Origin of the sequence: Massilia varians (genome assembly GCF_027923905.1) — a bacterium.
Lineage (GTDB): Bacteria > Pseudomonadota > Gammaproteobacteria > Burkholderiales > Burkholderiaceae_D > Telluria > Telluria varians_B.
The window spans coordinates 4,899,920-4,920,553 of record NZ_AP026966.1 but is presented as its reverse complement, the minus strand read 5'-3'; the positions used below and the strand labels follow the sequence as shown (position 1 = coordinate 4,920,553).

The following is a 20,634-nucleotide window of genomic DNA, read 5'->3' as shown; positions in this document are numbered from 1 at the left end:
GATCTCTATTGTCCTGCCCTGTTTCCAGCCTGGCCGCGGGCGCGCTGCAGGTCGCCCAGCACCGCCCGCACCGAGACCGGCAGGCCCTTGAGTTCTTCGGGGACCGCCGCCGCGCCGGGCGCGGCCGGTTCCGGTGCGGCCTTGATGGCGGCCAGCGAGCTGCTGACCCGCTTGCCCAGTGCGGGATAGCGCAGCAGCACCGGGATCAGGAGGCGGCGCATGCGCTCGTTGTCCGTGATCCGGGTGACGAGGCGGCGCGCCAGGCCGGGACGGCGCAGCGCGCGCAGCACGCGCCCCAAAGCGCGCAGCGGCCTGGTGACCTTCCACGAGGTGCTGGCATAGGTGGCCATCAGGCGCGCTTCCATGTCCTGCGCCCACACGGTCAGGTGGTGGCTGCTCAGCTGCGCCGTGGCCAGCGCGTCCTGCAGCGCCAGGATCTGCTCGTCGGCTTCGCGCTTTTGCTGCTCGGCCTGCTGGAGCGCCTGCTGCGCCAGCATCGTGGCCTGGTGGGCCTGTTCGATCGAGCGTGCCGCGCGTTCGGCGTTGTCGCGCGCCGCCTGCTCGGTCGCCTTGAGCGATGCCGACAGCCGCTTGGCGGCGCCCCAGGACTTGTCGAGGTGGTGCGAGATGTAGTCGTCGAACACGTTCGGCTGGATGCCGAAGTGCTGCGCCAGTTCGCTGTGCTCTTCTGCCACGTAGTAGCGGTTTAGGCCATCGAACCACACGAAGCGGTAGCGCTGGCTCGTCACCAGGTGCTCCCAGGACGCATGGTTGGTTTCGCGGCTGTTCGGCAGCGTGGCTTCGATCACCAGCACCCAGGGACGCCAGCGCGCGAAATCCATCCCCTTGAGCACTTCGCCCTCGAAGCCTTCGACGTCGATCTTCAGGAAGTGGATCTGGCGGCCCTGCACGTGTTCTTCGCAGACCGAGGCCAGGGTGCGCACCGGCACGGTCAGTTCGACGACTTCGTGGCCTTCCGAGCGGTGCAGTTCGGCCACCGACTGTTCCGGCGAGGCCCAGCCGCGCACCTGCGGGGTGTCGTACAGGGTCAGTTCGCCGTTCGCGCTGCCGGCGGCGATCGCCAGGTTGACGTCGCGCGGGCGCTGCTCGAGGAAGGCCTGGTGGAAGGAGGGCAGCGGCTCGATGCTGATGCCGCGCCAGCCGGCGTCGTAGAAGGCCTTGGTGACCGAATGCTCTTCGGGATCGTTGGCGCCGACGTCGATGTAGAAGCCGTCCTGGACGTGTCCGAGCGCGCGCCACAGCAGCACGTCCTCGGCGTTCTGGGAGTAGGAAATGAAACTCATGTGCTCAATGGGGAACGTTGGATGTCGACGGCCGGGTCGAGCCAGGCCGAGCCCTCGAAGTGGGGACGACGCATGTTCATCACGGTGAACACCAGCGCCAGGTCGCGCCATTCGTAGTTGTTCACCAGGTGGGTCTCGGTGCTGACGATCGCGGTCGCCACCGAATAGGTGCCGGGGCCGAGGTTCATCGGGAAGGCAAAGCGGTACACCACTTCCTCGCCAGCCGCCACGTCCTCGAGGGGCAACTGTTTCAGGTGGGTGTTGGTGCCGTACATCGGCTGGCCGAGGCGGTCCTTGATCATGTAGCCGAGCACCATGCGCGGGATGGGGGCATTGACCTTCACCTTGACTTCCAGCGTGACGGCCGCGCCGACGTCGACCACCTCGACCCGCTCGCCGTTCTCGTCGAGCAGGGCGATGTCGCCGACCGTGGCTTCGCCGGTGCCGGAAATGGTCTGGACCTTGCCGCCGGCCTCGTTCAGGCGCACGGTCTCGTTCTCGCGCTCCGCGATCATGGCGTTGTAGTAGTCCATGATCTCTTCCGGCCTGCCCTGCTTCGCCAGGCGGCCGCCATCGAGCAGGATGGCGCGGTCGCACACCGACTGGATCGCCTGCTTGTCGTGCGACACCAGCAGCAGCGTGGTGCCCTGCTGGCGGAACTGGCGGATGCGATCGAAGGACTTGTGCTGGAAGTAGGCGTCGCCCACCGACAGCGCCTCGTCGACGATCAGGATGTCGGGACGGCGCGCGGTGGCGACCGAGAAGGCCACGCGCATCTGCATGCCGCTCGAGTAGACGCGCACCGGCTGGTCCATGTAGTCGCCGATGTCGGCGAAGGCCTCGATCTGCGGCATCAGCGCCGTGATCTCGTCCACCGTCATGCCCAGCAGCTGGCCGGCCATGTAGACGTTCTGGCGTCCGGTGAAGTCGGGGTGGAAGCCCATGCCCAGTTCCAGCAGGGCGGCCACGCGGCCTTCCATCCAGACGCTGCCGGTGGTGGGCTGGGTGGTGCCGGTGATCAGCTTGAGCAGGGTGCTTTTGCCCGCGCCGTTGATGCCGATCAGGCCCACGGCTTCGCCCGGCGAGACCCGAAAGTTGATGTCGGTGAGCACCCACTTGAGCTTGTGGCGCGGACCGCGCAGCGGCAGCAGCCATTCGCCCAGGCGCGACCAGCGCGTCGGGTACTGCTTGTAGGCCTTGCCCAGATTTTGAACGACGATGCTGCCCATCAGAGTTCATCCACCATTTCGCCGGAGCGCTTGCGGAACAGGCGCATGCCCAGGATGCACAGCAGCAGGGCCAGCAAGGCGGCCGGGATCAGCGCGTTCCAGTCGGGCAGGCGGCCTTCGACCAGGATCGCCTGGTGCGCCCCCACCACGGCCGCCATCGGGTTGTAGACCAGGATCGGCCGCGCCGCTTCCGGCAGGATCGAGGCCGGGTAGACGATCGGCGTGAGCCAGAACCAGAACTGCATCGCGATCGTGACGAACTGGCCGACGTCGCGGAAGAACACGTTCAGGATGCCGCTCACCATCCCCAGGCCGATGGCCAGCAGGATCTGCAGCAGCAGCACCGGGATGATGGCGAAGAACACCGGTCCCGGGAAATTGCCCGAGGCGAGCAGGTAGACCAGGAACAGGCCGAAGATGACGCCGAAGTTCACCAGGGCGTTGAGCACGACGATGATCGGCAGGCAGATGCGCGGGAAGCTGATTTTCTTGATCAGGTTAGCCTGCTCGAGGAACATGTTCTGTCCCCGTGCGACGATCTCGGCGAACAAGCCCCAGGTCAGGATGCCGGCGCACAGGTAGATGGAGTAGGCGGCGCCGGAGGCGTTGCCCGGCAGCTTGGCACGCATGACCTCGGAAAAGATCACCGTGTACACGAGGATCATGGCGAGCGGGCTGAGCACCGACCAGACGGCGCCCAGCATCGCGTTCACGTATTTCGACTGGAATTCGCGCTTGACGCTGCCCAGCACGAAACCGCGGTAGGCCCACAGGCCGCGCAGCATCAGTGGAGAAATCATGGAGCAGCCCGCGTTGGCAGCGCCCCACTCGGGTACGTCAATGTGAGTTGCATAAGGATTGGCTGAGCCGGATGAGCCGAAAATTATACTTCATCCATGCACCAATCCATTGTTACAGATGTAACACCTTGTCTAAAATCAACTTAGTCTGTAATGAAGTGTCGCGTGTTCAACTACCCAGGTTGGTAAAGATTCCAACCGCCATCTCTGCCCAGCAATACAGGAAGCCCAGGCCGACCAGGACGATGGCGAGCAGGCGGCTTTTTGCTGTGCGGACCTTGCGTAGTGCAAAGGTAAGGACCAGGCCGGCCAGCGCCAGCAGGATGCCGGCGGCGACGAAGTCGGAACCGGTCCAGTTTACCTCGTCGGTGAACTGCATGGCGACCAGCGGGATCGTCAGGATGGCTGCCGTGACCAGGGCCACGGCCAGCAGGCTGCGGCCCAGGCCGGGTTGGACGGGATGCTTGCCGGTCAGCGTGCTCATGGATCGTTCTCCTGGCGTAGGTGGGTCGCGCCGGCAGGTGCCGGGCATGCCAGAAATGTATCACGCTGGCGCCGCCGCCGCTACCGCGGCAGGCCGGCATCGGCGTCTCAGTTGCCCTGCGCCAGGCGTTGCAAGCCCTCGGGGTCGAGGATGATCAGCCGGTGCGCGTCCTTTTGCGCGACGCCTTGCTGCACCAGGGTCAGCAGCGCGCGGGTGACGGTCTCGCGGCTGGTGTTGATCATGTTGGCGATGTCCTGGTGGGTCGGCAGGTTTTCGATCACGCGGCTGCCGTCGGGATTGGCGGTCTGTTGCATCAGCGCGATATAGGTGAAGATGCGGCGCGTCGTGTTGTTGATGCTGAGCAGGGCACGGAACTCGGAGTCGCGCTGGATCTTCTGCGCCAGGTGGCCGAGCATCTTGCGCGCCACCGAGGGCGAATGCGAGAACAGGTGCAAGGCCAGGCCCGCCGGCAGGAAAGCGACCAGCACTTCGGTGGTGGCGACCACCGAGGCCGAGCGCGTCGAATCGTTGATCAAGGCGATCTCGCCGAAGAAGTCGCCCGCCGACAGCATCCGCAGGCCGACCGAGCGGCCGTCCTCGGTCACGTCGACCACCTGCAGGTGGCCCGACAGCAGAAACAGCAGGCCATCGCCGCTGCCGCCCTTGTGCAGCACGACCGAGCGCTTCGGGTAATGGCGGAAGCGCAGTTCGCTCCTGACTTGCAGCAGTTCTTCATCGGTCAGGTCGGACAGCAGCGGAATCTTGCGCAGGTGAACCTGAAGCTGTCGCTCCTGCACCTCGGGAACGGCGGCTTGGCTGGGCTGCTCGGGGTGTTGCGAAAGCTTGGCGGAAGAACTCATCGATGGGTCAGTGCGTTAAAAGTTTCCAATGGCAAAGGCGGGAAGCGCCACGGCGGCGATGCCCGCGGCATTGGCCGCCAGGTCGCGCCAGCAGAAGCGGCGGTCGGGCACCAGCGATTGCAGGCACTCGATCAGCCAGCCGCCGACCAGCAGCCCGAGCAGCCACCAGCCTGCTTCAAGCCTGCCCTGCGCGATGCGCAAGGCCAGCACGGTCAACACGGCGAAGGCGCCGAAATGCAGGAGTTTGTCGTTGGGCAAAGGCGGCAGCCAGCGATTCGGCACCAGGCAGGCAACGACGAGCACAGTCGCTGCGCAGACAAACAACAGTACTTCAGACGGCATCGGCAGCGATTTTTATATTGAACGCGGCGATTGTACCGCCAGACTCAAGGGAATTGCCATTGCCAGCTCAGCTGTAGCTGCCGATTCGTGTACTGGAAGATACTAATGTTCTCCCGGTTGCGTACCATTCTTGCTTCAAGCGCAACAGTCTGGTTCTTCGCGACCTGGTGCGACAGGGCCGCCCGCACGACCTGGGTGCGCTGGGCGCGCACCTCGTCGAGCAGCAGTTCCGGGGAGTAGGGAGCCGCGCTGTCCCAGCGCTGGCGGGTCCAGGCGATTTCGCCATGGGTGTCCCAGCCCAGCGCCTTGCGCATCGATAGCGTCAGGACATTGCCGTGGCGGTTACCGCCCGGGCGATTGGCGCGCGCGCGGTCGCTCAGCACGCCCAGTGCCAGGTTGACGGCGAGGCTTGCGCTCCGGTGCGCCAGCAGCGCACGCCCCTCGACCACGGCAGAATCGAAGTTGCGCAGCGATGCGTAGTTGGTCTGCGTGGCGCTGCCGGTCAGGTACAGCTGGGTATGCGCCGGCAGCGGCAGCGGCACAGTCACCCGGAGCTGGGCCTGGGCCTGCTTCTGGTAGAGCCGGCCGGCCATGGTCGTCACGCCGAGCGAACCGGTGCTGCGCAGGACCCAGGCGCCGAAGCGCCAGGGCGATTCGATGCCGCCGTACATCGCGCTCGTGTTGTAGGCCCGCATCTGGTCGTAGCGGCGCGCCTGGAACTGCATGAAGCCCAGGCTGCCGTTGCTGCCGATGCCGCGCACATAGTCCGCGTTGACCGACGTATAGCCGTCGCGCTGGGGCAGGAAGTCTTCCAGCAGGGGCAGTTCGACCTGGCCATCCGGGCCGCTGACGACGAAGGTCGAATTGCTGGCGCCCTGGTTGACGTTGTCGTCGAACCCGCGGCCGATGCTCATGCTGGCCATGCTGGCCGGCGCCGCCCGCTTGCAGCCGCTGTCGCGCGCTTCGGCAATCAGCTCGAGGATCTCGCGCGACGGATCGAAACGGGTTTCGACGATGGCGAACAGGCGTTCGGCCTGCTCGGCGTTGCCGAGGCTGCACTGGATCAGGGCCAGGTCGATCACGGCCCCGGCGTGCTGGGGCACCTGTTCGATCAGGCGCGCAAGCGTAGCGGAAGCGTCGTTCTTCCGTCCTTCGGACAGCGATTGCAGCGCCTCCTGGTAGAGCGCTTCCTGGGGCGGGCCGGAAGCGCCCGCGGGGGCGGCCTCGACATCCTGGGCGGCGGCCCGGGGCGACGCCCAGGCCAGCAGGACGGCAACTGCGACCGGCAAGAGGCGCGTGCTCATGAGGATGATCCCGTGACGCCGATAACGGATGAGGCCGCTTGTTCGGCCGACGCTGGCTGGAAGGCCGCCTGGCCCGTGCTGGTATCGAGTGTGTACAAGGGGGTTGTTTTTTCTTTACCGCGCAGCAGGCGCTCGCCCAGGGCGAGGAAGCGATGGCGCCGCGCCCGTTCGACCGTGCCGGGGCCGATGATGATGTGATGGCTGAAATCACGTGCGACCTGCTCGAGGCGGGCTGCCGTGTTGACGCTGTCTCCGACCGCAGTATAAATGCTGCGGAACGACGTGCCAAAGTCTCCCGCCATGGCGACGCCGCTTTCGACCCCGATGCGCACGCGCAGCGGTGGGAAACCGTTGCGTTCGCGCCTCGCGCTGAGCGCGGCGACGCGGCGCGTCATGTCGCGGGCGGCGTCGAGCGCCAGGTCGGCGTGCTGATCGAGCGGCAAGGGCGCGCCCCAGAAGGCCATCATGCCGTCGCCGGTGTACTTGTCGAGGGTGCCCTGGTGCGCGATCACCGGGCCGGTCAGGCAGTCGAGGAAATCGCGCGTCAGCTGCGCCGCTTCCGCCACCGGCAGCGACTCCACCTGCCCGGTATAGCCTTCCATGTCGGCCACCAGGGTCGTCACGTCGCGCTGGCGCGGCCGCAGCGGATCCTCTTCCTGGCTGCGCAACAGTTCCTCGACGACGGCCGGGGCGACATACTGGCGCAGCGTCTGCAGCAGATGGCGCGAGCGGCGCTGGGCCGCCTGCCACTGGTAGGGCACGCCGACGGCCAGCATGAACAGGTTGCTCGCGAGCGGGCCGGCGGGAGCGAAATCCGGATCGTGCGGGCTCGCCATATAGGCCAGCGCCAGCCAGAGGCCGGAACTGGCGGCGAGCAGGGCGATCCCGGCGCCGGCCGACAGGCGCGGGAACAGCAGCATGCACCCGAGCGCCGACGCCAGCGCGTACAGGCAGGCGATCAGGCGGCCGGGCCAGGGCGCCGGCGTCCTGCCTTCCTGGCGGTCGAGCAGGGCCGACAGCACGCTGGCCTGCACGCCCAGGCCGGGACGGCTGGCGGCAAACGGGGTTTCCACCCGGTCGGCCAGGCCGAGCGAGGACGAGCCGATCACCACCAGGCGCCCGCTGGCGCTGGAGGCCACGATCCGCTGGGCCAGGATATCGGCGGCGTTCACCACGGTGAAGGCGGACCAGTCGCGCCGGAACGGCAGGCGCATCGCTACGTCGCCGTCCAGGCGCAGCGGCCCCTGGCCGGAACAGCAGTTGACCAGGGCCAGGGCCAGCGCCGGATAATGCCGTCCTTCGAACCCGGTCACCAGCGGCACGCGCCGCAAGGCGCCGTCGCGATCGGGGATGAAGCCGATCGCACCGATGTGCGGCGCCTCGGCCAGTTCCGTGTAGTTGCCGACGTAGCCGGTGGCGGCGATGCCTGCCTGGTACAGGCTGGTGGCGCCTCCGATGTGGCCGGTACGCAGGGGCTCGGGGCCGGGCGGGGCGAAGCTGAATGCCTGCGCCGGCACGACCGGCCCGTGGCGGGCCAGCAGCGCCAGGCGGCTGTCGCCTGGCGAGCCGCTGGGGGAGGGCAGCACGATGTCGAGCGCGACGCCGCGTGCCTCATACGTGCTCAACAGGATCTCGACCAGGTGTGCGAGGCGCTCGCGCGGCCAGGGCCAGGGGCCGAGCTCGGTCAACGAGGCTTCGTCGATGTCGACCACGAGGATGCGCGGGTCGGGTGCATCCGTGGCTTGCATGCGGATGAAACTGTCGCGCAGGCGTTCGTTGGACAAAAACAACAGGCTGTCGGATGTGCTTCGTATAAACGACAACGGCGCCAGATGCCCGTATTGCGACCACACGGTCACCAGGAAGGCCAGCGCAGCGATGACCCAGCGTGCCCCGGGTCGGGCTTGTGATGTCGTTTCAGCCACGCACAGCAGTGTACGGATGTACTCTCAGTTAAACAAAGGCGCAGTATAGCGTGGTGAGTTGCTTGTGCGCATTGTTTTTATTGAAACACTACAAAATGTAATTCATAGAAGCGAGCCCATCCTTTTGGATAGAATGTGACGGCTGTCACGGAATGGTCTGGCGCCGGCACGGTACATTGGAAGGAAAAGGAGAACGTCTTGCGAAAATTATTAGTGGCTGCACTGCTTGCATGCGCCGCGCACGCTGCCCACGCCGATGCAGGCAAGATCATCTTCGTCGCCGGCAACGCCAAGGCCGGCGAGCAGGCCGCCCGTGAAGGCGCGGCGGTTGCGGAAGGGCAGCTGCTGAGCACCGGCAGCGATGGTTTCATCTACGTGAAGACCGTCGACAACGGCCTGTTCATCCTGCGTCCGAACACCCGGGCGCGCATCGTCACCTACCATATCGACCAGAAGAATCCGGCCAACACCCGCATCAAGCTCGAACTGCTCAGCGGCGTTGCGCGCAGCAAGTCGGGCGAGGCGGTCAAGCTGGCGCGCCAGAACTTCCGTTTCAACACGCCGGTGGCGGCGATCGGCGTGCGCGGCACCGACTTTACCGTGTTCACCGACGACGAAACCTCGCGCGTCGCCGTCATTTCCGGCGGCGTCGTGGTGAGCGGCTTCGGCGGCGCCTGCCGTCCCGATGGCGCCGGCCCCTGCGAAGGCGAGACCAGCCGCGAGCTGAGCGCGGCCCAGCGCGGCCAGCTGGTGCAGGTGCGGCGCGGCCAGGCCGCCCAGGTATTGCAGAGCAGCCCGCTGTCGCCGGACCAGGTGTCGCCGCCCCGCGCCGACGAGCCGCTGGCCAAGAGCGCCACGAGCACGGTGCCGGCCCAGTCCGCCAGTGTCGAGGCCATGAAGAACGCCGGATTGAATACGGTGATCGAGAAGCTTGCCAACACCGCCCCGCCGCCCAACCCCGGCACGACGCCTCCCGACCGCGGCACCCCGGGGCCGCCGGTCACCATGCCGCCGCCGGTGATCGAAGTGCCGACCAATCTGCCGGACCGCACGGCAATCTGGGGCCGCTGGCAAGGGGTGCTCGACCGTCACGCGGCCATCGACCTGGCGCAAGAACGCAAGGACAACGAGTTGCTCGGCTTTTCAGGTTATTTCGCCTTGTTCCGCTCGCCGGGCAAGGAGTATGTCGCGCCGAATAACGGGACCGTCGGTTTCTCGCTGCGCGGCAGTGAAGCCTATGTCACGACGGAATATGGTTTTGGTAATACGGTCGTGGCGCCGGCAAGCTTGTCGAATGGCTCCCTGAATCTCGATTTCGGTGCGCGGACGTTTAATGCCGCGATGAATGTGGCAACGACCACGGACCTGGTGCACCTGCGTGCCGATGGCACGGTGACGGGCGACGGTCGTCTCTACAGCAATGATCCGGGTGGGCGCCATGGGATACTCAATTTACAGGGTGTCTTGAGTAATGACCGTGGTGGGAGCGCGGCAACCATTTTCGAAGGCCGCCTGGATGACAGGCGCACGGTGAATGGCGCTGCGACCTGGCGCTGAAATACATCTCTTTTGAGAAACCCGGCTAGTCCGGGTTTTTCTTTTTATATGACGGATGAGCAAGTGCCAGCATCTTTTATGCATATAACCGCTGCTCAAGGAAGAAAGTGCTAATAATCCGCGAAAACTATCCAATTCTATCCAGTACGCAGCCTTGAAAAAGAGAAATTGTATGAATGTGTCGAAATTTCGAAAAACTTTGTCCCCGATGTGATGGCCATCACATAAGGACGTGCTCGCTTTCTGTCATCATCCGGTCCGTTGGCTTACAGGGATGCAACAACCCTGTGCAACTGTGAATCATCATTCGAATTGATCGATCTATCTTTTTTGGAGCAATACATGGCAATCGTCACCGCACACGTCAATGCTGTTCAGCAACTGTACGTCGCATACTTCAACCGTCCTGCTGACTATGCTGGCCTGGACTACTGGACCAACGTTGTTGCAGCTCAGAAGGGCTCGACCGCTGCTGTGTCGGCTGCTTTCGCTGCTGAAGCCGAGTACAAGACCGCCTACGCCAACATGACCAATGCTCAGGTCGTGAACCAGGTGTACCAGAACCTGTTCGGCCGTCCTGCAGAAGCCGCTGGCCAGAACTACTGGGCCGACCTGCTGGACCGTAAAGTCATCACCATCGACAAGGTCGTCGCTGAAATCTCGAAGGGCGCACAGACCACCGACAAGACTGCCTACGAAAACAAAGTCGCTGGCGCAACCGCTTTCAGCGCTGCCCTGGACACCAAGGCTGAGCAAGACGGCTACCGCGGCGCAGAAGCCAACAAGCTGGCCAAGGCCTTCATCACCAGCATCACCACCGATGCATCGCTGACCGTCGCTACCGCACCGGCAACCCTGAACGCCACCGTGGCGAAAGTCGTCATCGCCGGCACCCCGTTCACCCTGCAGTCGGGCCTGCAAGCTCTGCAAGCTGCAAACGAAGCCAAGACCGCGTTCCTGGACGCCGCCGACGGCAAAGTGGACCAGAAACTGGTGACCGAAGCCTCGATCACCGACAAGGTCACCACCACCACCGCCGCCATCGACACCTACATCGCTGGCTACTCGGCCACCTCGTCGGCTGCCGTGAAAGCTGCCCTGCTGGCTGATAAGGTCGCTGCTAACACCAGCACCCTGGCTGCTGCTCAAATGAAAGTGGCTGAAGACCAGGTCGCTATCGCCAAGGTCGCTGGCCTGACCAACGCCATCGCTGCCGACGCCGCTGCCGAAGCTGCCCTGACCGCAGCCCAGAACGCGCTGAAGCTGGCTACCGCTGACCAGGCTGCCAAGGAAGCCGCTTTCGAATCGCTGAACGGCGGCACCAACATCACCATCAACGCCAACGGCACCGTCGCTGGCCTGATCAAGCTGGATTCGGCTGGCAAGCTGGTCCTGGATAGCTCGGCTGTCACCGAAACCGCCAAGCCGGGCGTGACCGCCCTGCTGGCAGCCGTGACCGCCAACCAGGCTGCCATCAAGGCCCTGGACGCCGCTGTCAAGGCCGAAGCCGCAACCACCGCGACCGTGAACTACCTGGACGTGACCGCCGGCAGCGCCGAAGCGATCGCCCTGGCCGATGTCAAGGCAGCGATGACTAATGTTACCGTCGCAACCGGTTCGATGCCGACCCTGGAGCAGATCGCTGCAGAACAGCAGATCCTGGACGCCAAGGCTGCCGCTGACGCGACCGTCAAGCCTGCCGCTGATGCATTCAAGCTGAAAGTCGACGCATACAAGGCTGTCTACGCCGACAACAAGCTGGTCAGCACCCTGGCCGCCGACCAGAAGACCGTCACCGACACCGCCAAGTCGATCGAAGACTTCACCAAGGCCGTCGCCGACATGAACAAGGCAATCGACGTGGCAGCCCAGCTGACCGCAGTCAATGCTGCGATCACTGGCGCACAGCAGGCATTCGTCGACAACGGCATGCTGGCACCGGTCACCCTGGATGCGACCATGAAGATCGCTACCGATGGCAACGACATCTACCAGGTCGGCACCGCCAACGCCCAGTCGATCGCCCTGTTCGGCCTGCAAGGCACCGACTCGCTGTTCATCGGTTCGAAGTACACCCTGAACACCACCGCCAAGTACGATGCCGCTACCGGCAAGATCACCGGCGGCAACGACGGCGCCCTGGAAGCGTTCATCTTCCAAGACGGCGTCAACACCAAGGTTGTCCTGGAGAAGTCGGTCTTCGGTTCGAGCGCTGCTGCTCCGGAAGTCATCACCATCACCCTGACCGGCGTGACCTCGACCGAAGTCACCCTGTCGAACGGCATCATCACCGGCTAATCACCGGTAGCAGACCTAGTTTCTAGGCTCTAGGAGCCCCGCCACCGCAAGGTGGCGGGGCTTTGTGCATTCAGGGCGCGCTACTTACATGCATGGTTGCTGCTTTTTGTTGCAAGTCGGTGTGAATTTTGTGATGCACATCACATTTTTCGAGGGTTTTATTGGATAATGTGTTGCCGATCAATTTCTTTCTCATATCGTGAGAGCCGGTAGGGTGCTGCGAATCCTCGCTCGCCTTTGTCGTTGTCAACCAAGCCCTATGAAAAAACTTCTGGATAAAAAGAACGAGATCGAACAGGCCCTCGCGGCCTTCAAGAGCACGTTTTATACGGTGGGTGTGTTCAGCGCGATCATCAACCTGTTGATGCTGGTGCCTTCGCTGTACATGCTGCAGGTGTACGACCGCGTGCTGGCAAGCCGTAACGAGATCACGCTGCTGATGCTGACCGTGCTGATGCTGGGCGCCTATCTCTTCATGGGCGGCCTGGAAGTGATCCGCTCCTTCGTCCTGGTCCGTGTCGGGGCGCGCTTCGACATGGTGTTGAACAAGCGCGTCTACACGGCGGCGTTCGAGCAGAACCTGAAGCAGGCGGGCGGCAACGCCGGCCAGGCGCTCAACGACCTGACCACGCTGCGCCAGTTCCTGACCGGTAACGCCCTGTTCGCGTTCTTCGACGCGCCCTGGTTCCCGGTCTACCTGATCGTCATCTTCTTCTTCGAGCCGTCGCTGGGCGTGTTCGCGGTGGTCGGCACCCTGGTCCTGGTGATCCTGGCCTACGTGAACGAGCGCGTGACGCGCGCGCCGCTGGCCGAAGCCAACAGCATGGCGATCTCGGCCAGCACGCTGGCTACCAACAACCTGCGCAATGCCGAAGTCATCGAATCGATGGGCATGCTGCCGCATCTGATGAGCCGGTGGTTCAAGCTGCATGGCAAGTTCCTGGGCCTTCAGGCGGACGCCAGCCAGAAGGCAGGCACCATCGGCGCCGCCACCAAGTTCGTGCAGACGTCGCTGCAGTCGCTGGTGCTCGGTTTCGGCGCGCTCCTGGTTCTCGAGAACAAAATGACGCCGGGTATGATGATCGCCGCTTCGATCCTGGTCGGCCGTGCGCTGGCGCCGGTGCAGCAGGTGATCTCGGTCTGGAAGAGCTGGAGCAGCACCCGCAGCTCCTACGAGCGCCTCACAGCCCTGCTCGAAGCGAATCCCAACCGTGCGGCCGGCATGGCCCTGCCGAAACCGCAGGGCACGCTGACGCTGGAAGCGGTCACCGCGGCGCCGCCGGGCGTGAAGACGCCGATCGTCAAGAACGTCTCGTTCGGCATCGTGCCGGGCGACGTGCTCGGCGTGCTGGGCCCGAGCGGATCCGGCAAGTCGACCCTGGCGCGCCTGCTGGTCGGGGTCTGGCCCGCCATGGTGGGCAACGTGCGCCTCGACGGCGCCGATATCTACCAATGGAACAAGGCCGAACTCGGTCCGCACATCGGCTACCTGCCGCAGGACATCGAGCTGTTTGGCGGCAGCGTCAGCGAGAACATCGCCCGCTTTGGCGAAGTCGATCCGGAAAAAGTGGTGCAGGCGGCCAAGCGCGCCGGCGTGCACGACATGATCCTGCACTTCCCGGAAGGCTACGACACCAAGCTGGGCGACGGCGGCGCCGGCCTGTCCGGCGGCCAGAAACAGCGCATCGCACTGGCCCGCGCCATGTATGGCGACCCGGCGCTGATCGTGCTGGATGAGCCGAATTCCAACCTCGACGATGCCGGTGAAACCGCCCTGGTCAATGCCGTAATGGACCTGCGCCAGCGTGGCAAGACCATCATCCTGATCACGCACCGCCCGGCTGCGATCAACCTGACCACCAAGCTGCTCCTGATGCGTGACGGCGCGGTGCACATGTTCGGCCCGACTCCGCAGGTGCTGGCCGCACTCCAGGAGGCCAACAAGAAGGCCCTCGAGGCGGCGCAGGCTGCGCAGCAGCAGGCAGTGGCCCAGGCGGCGGCGGCGCAGGCGGCGGCCCAGGAAGCGGCAGCCCAGGCGGCAGCGGCCCGGGCAGCGGCGGCGCGCGCGTCCGGCACCTCCGCGCCTGCCGACGCAACGACTGAAGAAGGAAAATAATGAAACTGATTCAAACGAAATCGCAAGCACTGACCGACGTCGTCGGGCAGGATGTGCCGCCGGTCGAGGTCAATACCGATGCCCGCGCCTTCAGTCGCCTCGGCTGGATCATCGTCCTGCTCGGCGTCGGCGGCTTCCTGCTGTGGGCCCTGCTGGCGCCGCTGGACAAGGGCGTGCCCCTGAGCGGCACCGTGGCCAAGGAATCGAACCGCCAGGCGGTGCAGCACCAGTCCGGCGGCACGGTCCAGCAAATCCTGGTGCGCAACGGCGACGTGGTGAAGGCCGGCCAGGTGCTGGTGCGCATGAACGCGGTGATGGCGCAGGCGGGCGTACAGGCTACCGAAAGCCAGTACCTGTCGGCCGTGGCGACCGAGGCGCGCCTGGCTGCCGAACGCGACGGCTTGAAGAAGATCGCGTTCCCGGCCGAGCTCGAGGGGCGCCGCGGCGACCCGCGCGTGGCCGAGCTGATCAGCCTGCAGAACGCGCTGCTGGCATCGCGCCAGGCCTCGCTGCAGAGCGAACTGGGCGCGCTCGATGAAAACATCGCCGGCCTGAAGCTGCAGATCCGCGGCCTGGAGGAGTCGCGCGACAGCAAGAAGGAGCAGGTCGCCTTCCTGAAGGAGCAGCTTGCCGGCATGCGTGACCTGGCCAAGGAAGGTTACGTTGCGCGCAACCGCCTGCTCGATCTGGAGCGTACTTATGCCCAGCTGGGCGGATCGATTTCCGAAGACATCGGCAGCATCGGACGCGCCCAGCGCCAGGTGACCGAGCTCAGCTTGCGTAAAGCGCAGCGCATGCAGGACTACCAGAAGGAAGTGCGCACCCAGCTGTCGGAAGTGCAGCGCGAAGCGCAAAGCCAGGGTGCGCGCCTGGACGCACAGCGCTTCGAGCTGTCGAACGTCGAAGTCAAGTCGCCGGCCGACGGCGCCGTGGTCAATCTCGCCGTCTTCACCAATGGCGGGGTGGTGCCGCCCGGCTTCAAGATGATGGACATCGTGCCGACCGACGATCCGCTCATCGTCGAAGGCCACCTGCCGACCAACCTGGTCGACAAGGTACATGCGGGCCTGAAGGTCGAGCTGATGTTCTCGGCATTCAATACCAACCGCACGCCGCACATCGAGGGCGAAGTCACCAACGTGGCCGCCGACCGCAACGTCGACGAGCGCACCGGCATGCCGTACTACATCGTGCACGTGAAGGTGACGCCAGCGGGAGCCAGGATGATTGCCCACCACAAGATGGACATCCGCCCCGGCATGCCGGTGGAATTGTTCGTCAAAACTGGCGAGCGCACCATGATGAACTACCTGCTCAAGCCGCTCATGGACCGTGCGCAGTCGTCGATGAGCGAGGACTGATATGCCGGCAAGCAAGAAAAACCGCAAGGGCGGCGCGGTCCTGCGCGCCGGCGCGCTGGGCGTCCTGCTGGCGCTGGCCGCCGGCGGCGCCGGCGCGGTATCGCTGACGCAGGCCTACGAGGCGGCCATCAAGAATGACCCGACCTTCCGCATGCGTTACTACGAGAACGAGTCGGGCAAGGAAAACCGGATCCTCGGGCGCGCCAGTCTGCTGCCCCAGGTGTCGGGGAGCTATTCCTACGGCAAGAACGTGGCCGACTTGGAATATCTGCAGTTCAATGTGCTGCCGACCAAGGAGCATCCGCGCTACACCAGCCGCTCGAGCGTCGTCCAGCTGCGCCAGCCGCTGTTCAACATGGAAGGCATCGCACGCTACCGCCAGGGCAAGGTGCAGGCGGCGCAGAGCGAGGAAGCCTACGAGGCGGGCATCGACGAAGTCTCGGTGCGCGTCGTCAGCGCCTACCTGGACGTGCTGTTTGCCCAGGACCAGCTGGAGCTGGCCAAGGTCCAGCGCGATGCGCACCTCGAGAGCCAGAAGGTCAACCAGCGCCTGTTCGAGAAGGGCGAGGGGACCAAGACCGACATGCTGGAGACCCAGGCGCGCCTCGACATGGCGGAGGCGCAGCTGATCGAATCGCAGGACAACCTGGTGGCCGCCCGCAATACGCTGGAAGGCGTGATCGGCATGGACCCGGGCCAGCTGGACCGTCTGGGCGACAACTTCCGTCCCGCGCCGATCGATCCGGTGTCCTTCGAGGAGTGGCGCGAGCTGGCGCTGGCCCGCAACAATACGCTGGCGGCAAGCCGCCTGGCGGTGGAAAACGCGCGCCTGGACATCAACCGCAACCGCGCCGGGCATTATCCGCGCGTGGATTTTGTCGGGGCGTACAGCAAGAGCGACAGCGAAAACCTGACCAACCGCGGGCAGCAGCAGACCAATCGCCAGCTCGGCGTGCAGGTGAATATCCCGATCTACCAGGGCGGAGCGATCAATGCCAGCACGCGCCAGGCGGCGGCCCTGTATGGGCGCGCCCAGGCCGAACTGGATGCGCGCACCAACCAGATCCTGGTCGAGTTGCGAAAAGCCCACAGCCTGGTCACGAGTAGCGGAAAGAAAATCGACGCCTTGATGAAAGCCGTCGAGTCCGGAAAGCTCCTGATGACTGCCACCGAGCAATCTATCAAAGGCGGCGTCCGCATCAACCTCGACCTCCTGAACGCCCAGCAGCAGCTGTTCACCAGCCAGCGCGACCTGGCCCAGGCGCGCTATACCTACCTCGTGGGCCTGATGCGCCTGCGGGCCGCGGCCGGCACCCTGCAGTCGGACTCGATACGCGAGATCGCTGCTTACTTCCGATGACTACAGAAAAGTTCCGCTTCGGCGGAACTTTCTTTTTATCATCGTCTGTTAAGATGTTCTATCTTGCAGGAAATTGATGCTAAATGTAACCAACTAGCGCACTCTTCAGTATTTTGCGACCTGTTTTTTTCGATTGGGCTAATATCGATTTACCAATCTAAATGGAGGTCGTCATGGCAGATGCAAACACCACCGCGATACAGAAACTCTATATTTCTTATTTCAGCCGTCCGGCTGATTACGCGGGCCTGGAATACTGGAAGGGCCAACTGGCCAGCAATCCGAATGCGCTACAGGAACTGTCGCGCCAATTCTCCGTCTCCAAGGAATACCTCGACACCTATGCCGGCCTGGATACCCGCGGCAAGGTCGCCGAAGTGTACGACAACCTGTTCGGCCGTCAGGCGGAAGCGGCCGGCATCGACTACTGGGCCAATCTGCTCAACAACAATCAGATCACCCTCGACAACATGGTGACCCAGATCGCCGCCGGCGCCCAGGGCACCGACCAGTTCGCCTACAACGCGAAAGTCGCGGCAGCGAGCTCGTTCACCGAGCGCCTGGACCTGCCGAACGAACGGACCGCCTACTCGGGTACGGCCGCCAACAAGATCGCGGTGGACTGGATTACCGGGATCAAGGACCTGCAGTCGGCTGCGAGCGCGATGGACCCGGGCGTCATCGATACGGTGATCGCGCGCATCGTCGGCTCCGGCACGTCTGGCTTCGAGGATATGGGTGGTGTGTATATGTGAGAACACGCGCGGACCTGGCGTCCGCGCACACTGAAATATTATTTCAAACGCAGGGTCGCGTTGAAAGAAAATTTCAGATCGGGTAGGCCGCGCCCTGCGCGGCGCCCATCCCCTCGGCACCCTGGGCGCGTGCCCCCGGGGCGCACTGCGGGCAGGACACGCCCGGCACGTAGTCTGGTGACAGCTGCTGGCGCGGCGTCACCACGGCGCGGCAGGCGAAGCACTGGGTGGTTTCGGTCGGTTCCAGCTTCGGGTTGAGCGCGGTGCGGTAATCGAACACGAAGCAGTCGCCCTGGTAGTGCTCGCCGCCGACTTCCTCGAAGTACTTGAGGATGCCGCCGTCGAGCTGGTAGACGCGGTCGTAGCCGATGTTCTTCATGTGGATCGCGGCCTTCTCGCAGCGGATGCCGCCGGTGCAGAAAGTCACCACCGTCTTGCCGGCCAGCTCATCCTTGTGCTGCGCGGCCACCTCGGGAAATTCCGTGAACTTGTCGATGCGGTAGTCCAGCGTGTTCTGGAAGGTGCCGACGTCCACCTCGAAGGCATTGCGGGTTTCCATCATCACCACCGGCACGCCCTCGTCGTCGTGGCCCTGGTCGAGCCAGCGCTTGAGCGTCTTCGGATCGACCGACGGCGCGCGGCCGAGTTCCGGCTTGATGAGCGGCATGCGCATCGTGATGATTTCCTTCTTGATCTTCACCAGCATGCGCTTGTGCGACTGCTCGTTCGACAGGCTTTCCTTCCACTCCAGATCGGCCAGGCGCGCGTCGCTGCGGACCCAGGCGAGGTACTGGTCGATGTGCTCGCGCGTACCCGACAGGAACATGTTGATGCCTTCCGGGGTCAAGAGGACAGTGCCCTTGAGGCCGAGTTCGTTGCACAGCGCCTGGTATTGCGGGCGCAGTTCTTCGAGATTGTCGAGGGTGACGAATTTGTAGGCGGCGATATTGACGTACATGGCTGCGGACGCGCGGAGGCTGGTGAAGACAGCCGGCTATTATAAGGCAGCTGCTGCGCGAAGCGGCAATTCCAGAGGGAATGGCTCGGGTTTTCGCATTAGAATAGATGAATTAGAACAACAAGCCACGCGCCAGCCGGCCTCGCCATGCATTCCCTGAACATCCAGTACAACCCGCGCATCGACCAGTTGCGCTGGCTCGCCGCCACCCTGGTATTCCTGTTCCATTTCTACCTCGAATACGCCGGCGCCGGCGGCGCGCGCCTCGGCGGGCCGTGGACGGCCCTGATCACCGAAGGGCACACCGGCGTCGGCCTGTTCTTCACGCTGTCGGGCTTCCTGTTCATGCAGATCGCCCTGCACCAGCACGGGGCAGGGCGCGAGATCGTTTACCGCGATTTTCTGCGCAACCGCGTGCTGCGCATCGTGCCGCTCTACCTCGTCATCTTCCTGGTCGCCACCTCGATCGGCCGCGACAAGTTCGCGCCCCAGGACCTGCTCTACCTGTTCGTCTCGAACCTCGGCCTGGCGCCGACCTCGGGCACGGTGATCACCGGCGCGGCCTGGACCATCTCGCTGGAATTCCTGTTCTACATGGTCTTCCCCTTCCTGGCGCGCTTCACGATCGAGCGCGGCCTGGCCTACCTGGGCGGCTGGCTGGTGCTGATGGCCTTCTTCAAGGTGGCGGCTTATACGGTCAACGAGAACAGCACCCTGATGTATTTCAGCACCTGGGTCGGCCGCTTCGACCAGTTCCTGATCGGGATGGCGGCGGCCATGCTGTACGCCCGCTGGCGCAACGCACTGCCGCGCTGGGCGCCGCTGCTGCTGGTGGCGAGCGTGGTCCTGGTGCTGTGGGATACCGCCCTGATGCACCGCATCGCCCCCTTCGGCGCGACGCCACGCTCGGCCTTCTGGATTGTCTGGCCGACCCTGGAAAGCGTCGGCTGGGCGGCGCTGATCCTGGCCTGGGTCTCGTTCGCCCCGCGCCTGCCCACAGCGCTCGAACGTGCGCTGAGCCAGGGCGGCAAGATCAGCTTTTCCTTCTATCTGCTGCATATGGGCCTGCTGCACGTGTTCGCGTCCCGCATTGGCCTGGTCGCGCCCACCGGCGTGGTCTGGCTCGATGCGGCCATCATGCTGGCGGTCGCCTACGGCGCCACCTGGGCGCTGTCGACGCTGTGCTACCACATCGTCGAGGAGCCGTTCCTGCGCATGCGCCGCAATTACGGAGGCCACCGTGTGCAGGCGGCCCAGGCCGAGGTGCATTGAGAAGCTGCAGGGCCAGGCAGGCTGCGACTCCTTCCCAGAGAATAACTATTCGCCTAGCCAGTTTCTATGGAACTGGCATTCAACGCATGGATGAACGACTTATAGTGCTAGAAGAATATTTGTTGTTCGATAATAAAATATATTTTATTTAACATTTTTACGTGATTTCTTTCAAATCTGTAGGATGAATCCCACATAATGTCAATTATTGTTTCTGTAAGGGAATGGATGTTGAATTCCGTGTGTTAAATTTCCTTCCGCACGGCAATCGCTTCATTCTTGGTAACATTTCCCTTCAGAACTTTCATGCTTAATACCTGCGCTTCCACGGTTAATTCATTCTATTTGGCATACTACGGTCGCCCAGCCGATGCAGCCGGTCTTGCCTTCTGGTCGGCCCAACTGGCTCGCACCAATGGTGATTTCAGTCTCCTCGTCGATGCTTTTGCCACTTCCGAGGAAGCCACGGTGCGCTTCTCGTCGCAGGACACGGCCGGGCGCATCAGCCAGATTTACCAACAGTTGTTCAATCGCGAGCCGGACCAGGGCGGCCTGGATTTCTGGGTCGACGCCATCAGCCAGGGCAGGATGTCGGTTGCCGATGCCGCCATCGAGATCCAGAAAGGCGCCCGGGGCACCGACCGTGATCTGTCGGCCTTGCGCCAGCAGGTCGCGGAAAGTTTCTCCGCCCAGGTCGGCGCCGGTACTG

General features: G+C 64.0%; 16 protein-coding genes and 1 pseudogene. 8 read left to right on the top strand and 9 right to left on the bottom strand.

Going from position 1 to position 20,634, the window contains the following annotated elements; translation table 11 throughout:
• Positions 1-5 precede the first annotated feature (5 nt).
• The 8 genes from MasN3_RS22165 to MasN3_RS22130 form a co-directional block, all read right to left on the bottom strand.
• Positions 6-1,304 (bottom strand): FkbM family methyltransferase, encoded by a 1,299-nt coding sequence (locus tag MasN3_RS22165; protein WP_281910283.1) that lies wholly within the window; start codon positions 1,302-1,304, stop codon positions 6-8.
• Entirely contained in the window at positions 1,301-2,533 is a 1,233-nt protein-coding gene (locus tag MasN3_RS22160) for an ABC transporter ATP-binding protein (protein WP_281910280.1), read from the bottom strand. Before MasN3_RS22160 ends, MasN3_RS22165 begins: the two co-directional genes overlap by 4 nt.
• Positions 2,533-3,333 carry an ABC transporter permease gene (locus tag MasN3_RS22155; protein ID WP_281910278.1) on the bottom strand — a complete coding sequence of 267 codons (801 nt, stop codon included), beginning with the start codon at positions 3,331-3,333 and terminating at the stop codon, positions 2,533-2,535. Before MasN3_RS22155 ends, MasN3_RS22160 begins: the two co-directional genes overlap by 1 nt.
• 169 nt (positions 3,334-3,502) lie before the next feature.
• On the bottom strand, positions 3,503-3,817 hold the full coding sequence (locus MasN3_RS22150) for a hypothetical protein (protein WP_281910277.1): 315 nt from the start codon (positions 3,815-3,817) through the stop codon (positions 3,503-3,505).
• 107 nt (positions 3,818-3,924) lie between these two features.
• Positions 3,925-4,677, bottom strand: coding sequence for a Crp/Fnr family transcriptional regulator (locus tag MasN3_RS22145; protein ID WP_281910276.1), 753 nt, complete (start codon positions 4,675-4,677; stop codon positions 3,925-3,927).
• Positions 4,678-4,692: 15 nt separating this feature from the next.
• Positions 4,693-4,980: a hypothetical protein gene (locus MasN3_RS22140; protein WP_281910273.1), complete on the bottom strand. Its 288-nt coding sequence runs from the start codon at positions 4,978-4,980 to the stop codon at positions 4,693-4,695.
• Positions 4,981-5,063: 83 nt separating this feature from the next.
• Complete coding sequence (locus MasN3_RS22135; protein ID WP_281910272.1) at positions 5,064-6,323, bottom strand: tetratricopeptide repeat protein; 1,260 nt, start codon at positions 6,321-6,323, stop codon at positions 5,064-5,066.
• On the bottom strand, positions 6,320-8,176 hold the full coding sequence (locus MasN3_RS22130; protein ID WP_281914565.1) for a CHASE2 domain-containing protein: 1,857 nt from the start codon (positions 8,174-8,176) through the stop codon (positions 6,320-6,322). Before MasN3_RS22130 ends, MasN3_RS22135 begins: the two co-directional genes overlap by 4 nt.
• A gap of 270 nt (positions 8,177-8,446) precedes the next feature.
• Here MasN3_RS22130 and MasN3_RS22125 point away from each other — a divergent pair, with 270 nt between their 5' ends.
• The 6 genes from MasN3_RS22125 (at position 8,447) to MasN3_RS22100 (ending at position 17,695) form a co-directional block, all read left to right on the top strand.
• Entirely contained in the window at positions 8,447-9,805 is a 1,359-nt protein-coding gene (locus MasN3_RS22125; RefSeq protein ID WP_281910271.1) for a FecR family protein, read from the top strand.
• 342 nt (positions 9,806-10,147) lie between these two features.
• Positions 10,148-12,103 carry a DUF4214 domain-containing protein gene (locus tag MasN3_RS22120; RefSeq protein ID WP_281910270.1) on the top strand — a complete coding sequence of 652 codons (1,956 nt, stop codon included), beginning with the start codon at positions 10,148-10,150 and terminating at the stop codon, positions 12,101-12,103.
• 259 nt (positions 12,104-12,362) lie between these two features.
• Positions 12,363-14,219 (top strand): type I secretion system permease/ATPase, encoded by a 1,857-nt coding sequence (locus tag MasN3_RS22115; RefSeq protein WP_281910269.1) that lies wholly within the window; start codon positions 12,363-12,365, stop codon positions 14,217-14,219.
• Complete coding sequence (locus MasN3_RS22110) at positions 14,219-15,580, top strand: HlyD family type I secretion periplasmic adaptor subunit (RefSeq protein ID WP_281910268.1); 1,362 nt, start codon at positions 14,219-14,221, stop codon at positions 15,578-15,580. Before MasN3_RS22115 ends, MasN3_RS22110 begins: the two co-directional genes overlap by 1 nt.
• 1 nt (position 15,581) lies before the next feature.
• On the top strand, positions 15,582-16,940 hold the full coding sequence (locus MasN3_RS22105; protein WP_281910267.1) for a TolC family outer membrane protein: 1,359 nt from the start codon (positions 15,582-15,584) through the stop codon (positions 16,938-16,940).
• A 173-nt stretch (positions 16,941-17,113) separates the two neighbouring features.
• Positions 17,114-17,695: a DUF4214 domain-containing protein gene (locus MasN3_RS22100; protein ID WP_281910264.1), complete on the top strand. Its 582-nt coding sequence runs from the start codon at positions 17,114-17,116 to the stop codon at positions 17,693-17,695.
• A gap of 73 nt (positions 17,696-17,768) precedes the next feature.
• Here MasN3_RS22100 and MasN3_RS22095 read toward each other — a convergent pair whose 3' ends face one another.
• A complete protein-coding gene (locus MasN3_RS22095; protein WP_281910262.1) occupies positions 17,769-18,653 on the bottom strand; it encodes a sulfurtransferase in 885 nt (294 codons plus the stop codon).
• Positions 18,654-18,800: 147 nt separating this feature from the next.
• On the opposite strand from MasN3_RS22095, the gene MasN3_RS22090 reads away from it, so the two are divergent.
• The gene (locus tag MasN3_RS22090; RefSeq protein WP_281910261.1) at positions 18,801-19,925 is read left to right on the top strand and encodes an acyltransferase family protein; all 1,125 of its coding nucleotides are present in this window, start codon (positions 18,801-18,803) and stop codon (positions 19,923-19,925) included.
• Between the two features lie 306 nt (positions 19,926-20,231).
• Positions 20,232-20,480, top strand: a pseudogene (locus MasN3_RS25335) (DUF4214 domain-containing protein); the annotation flags it as partial.
• Positions 20,481-20,634: the final 154 nt, after the last annotated feature.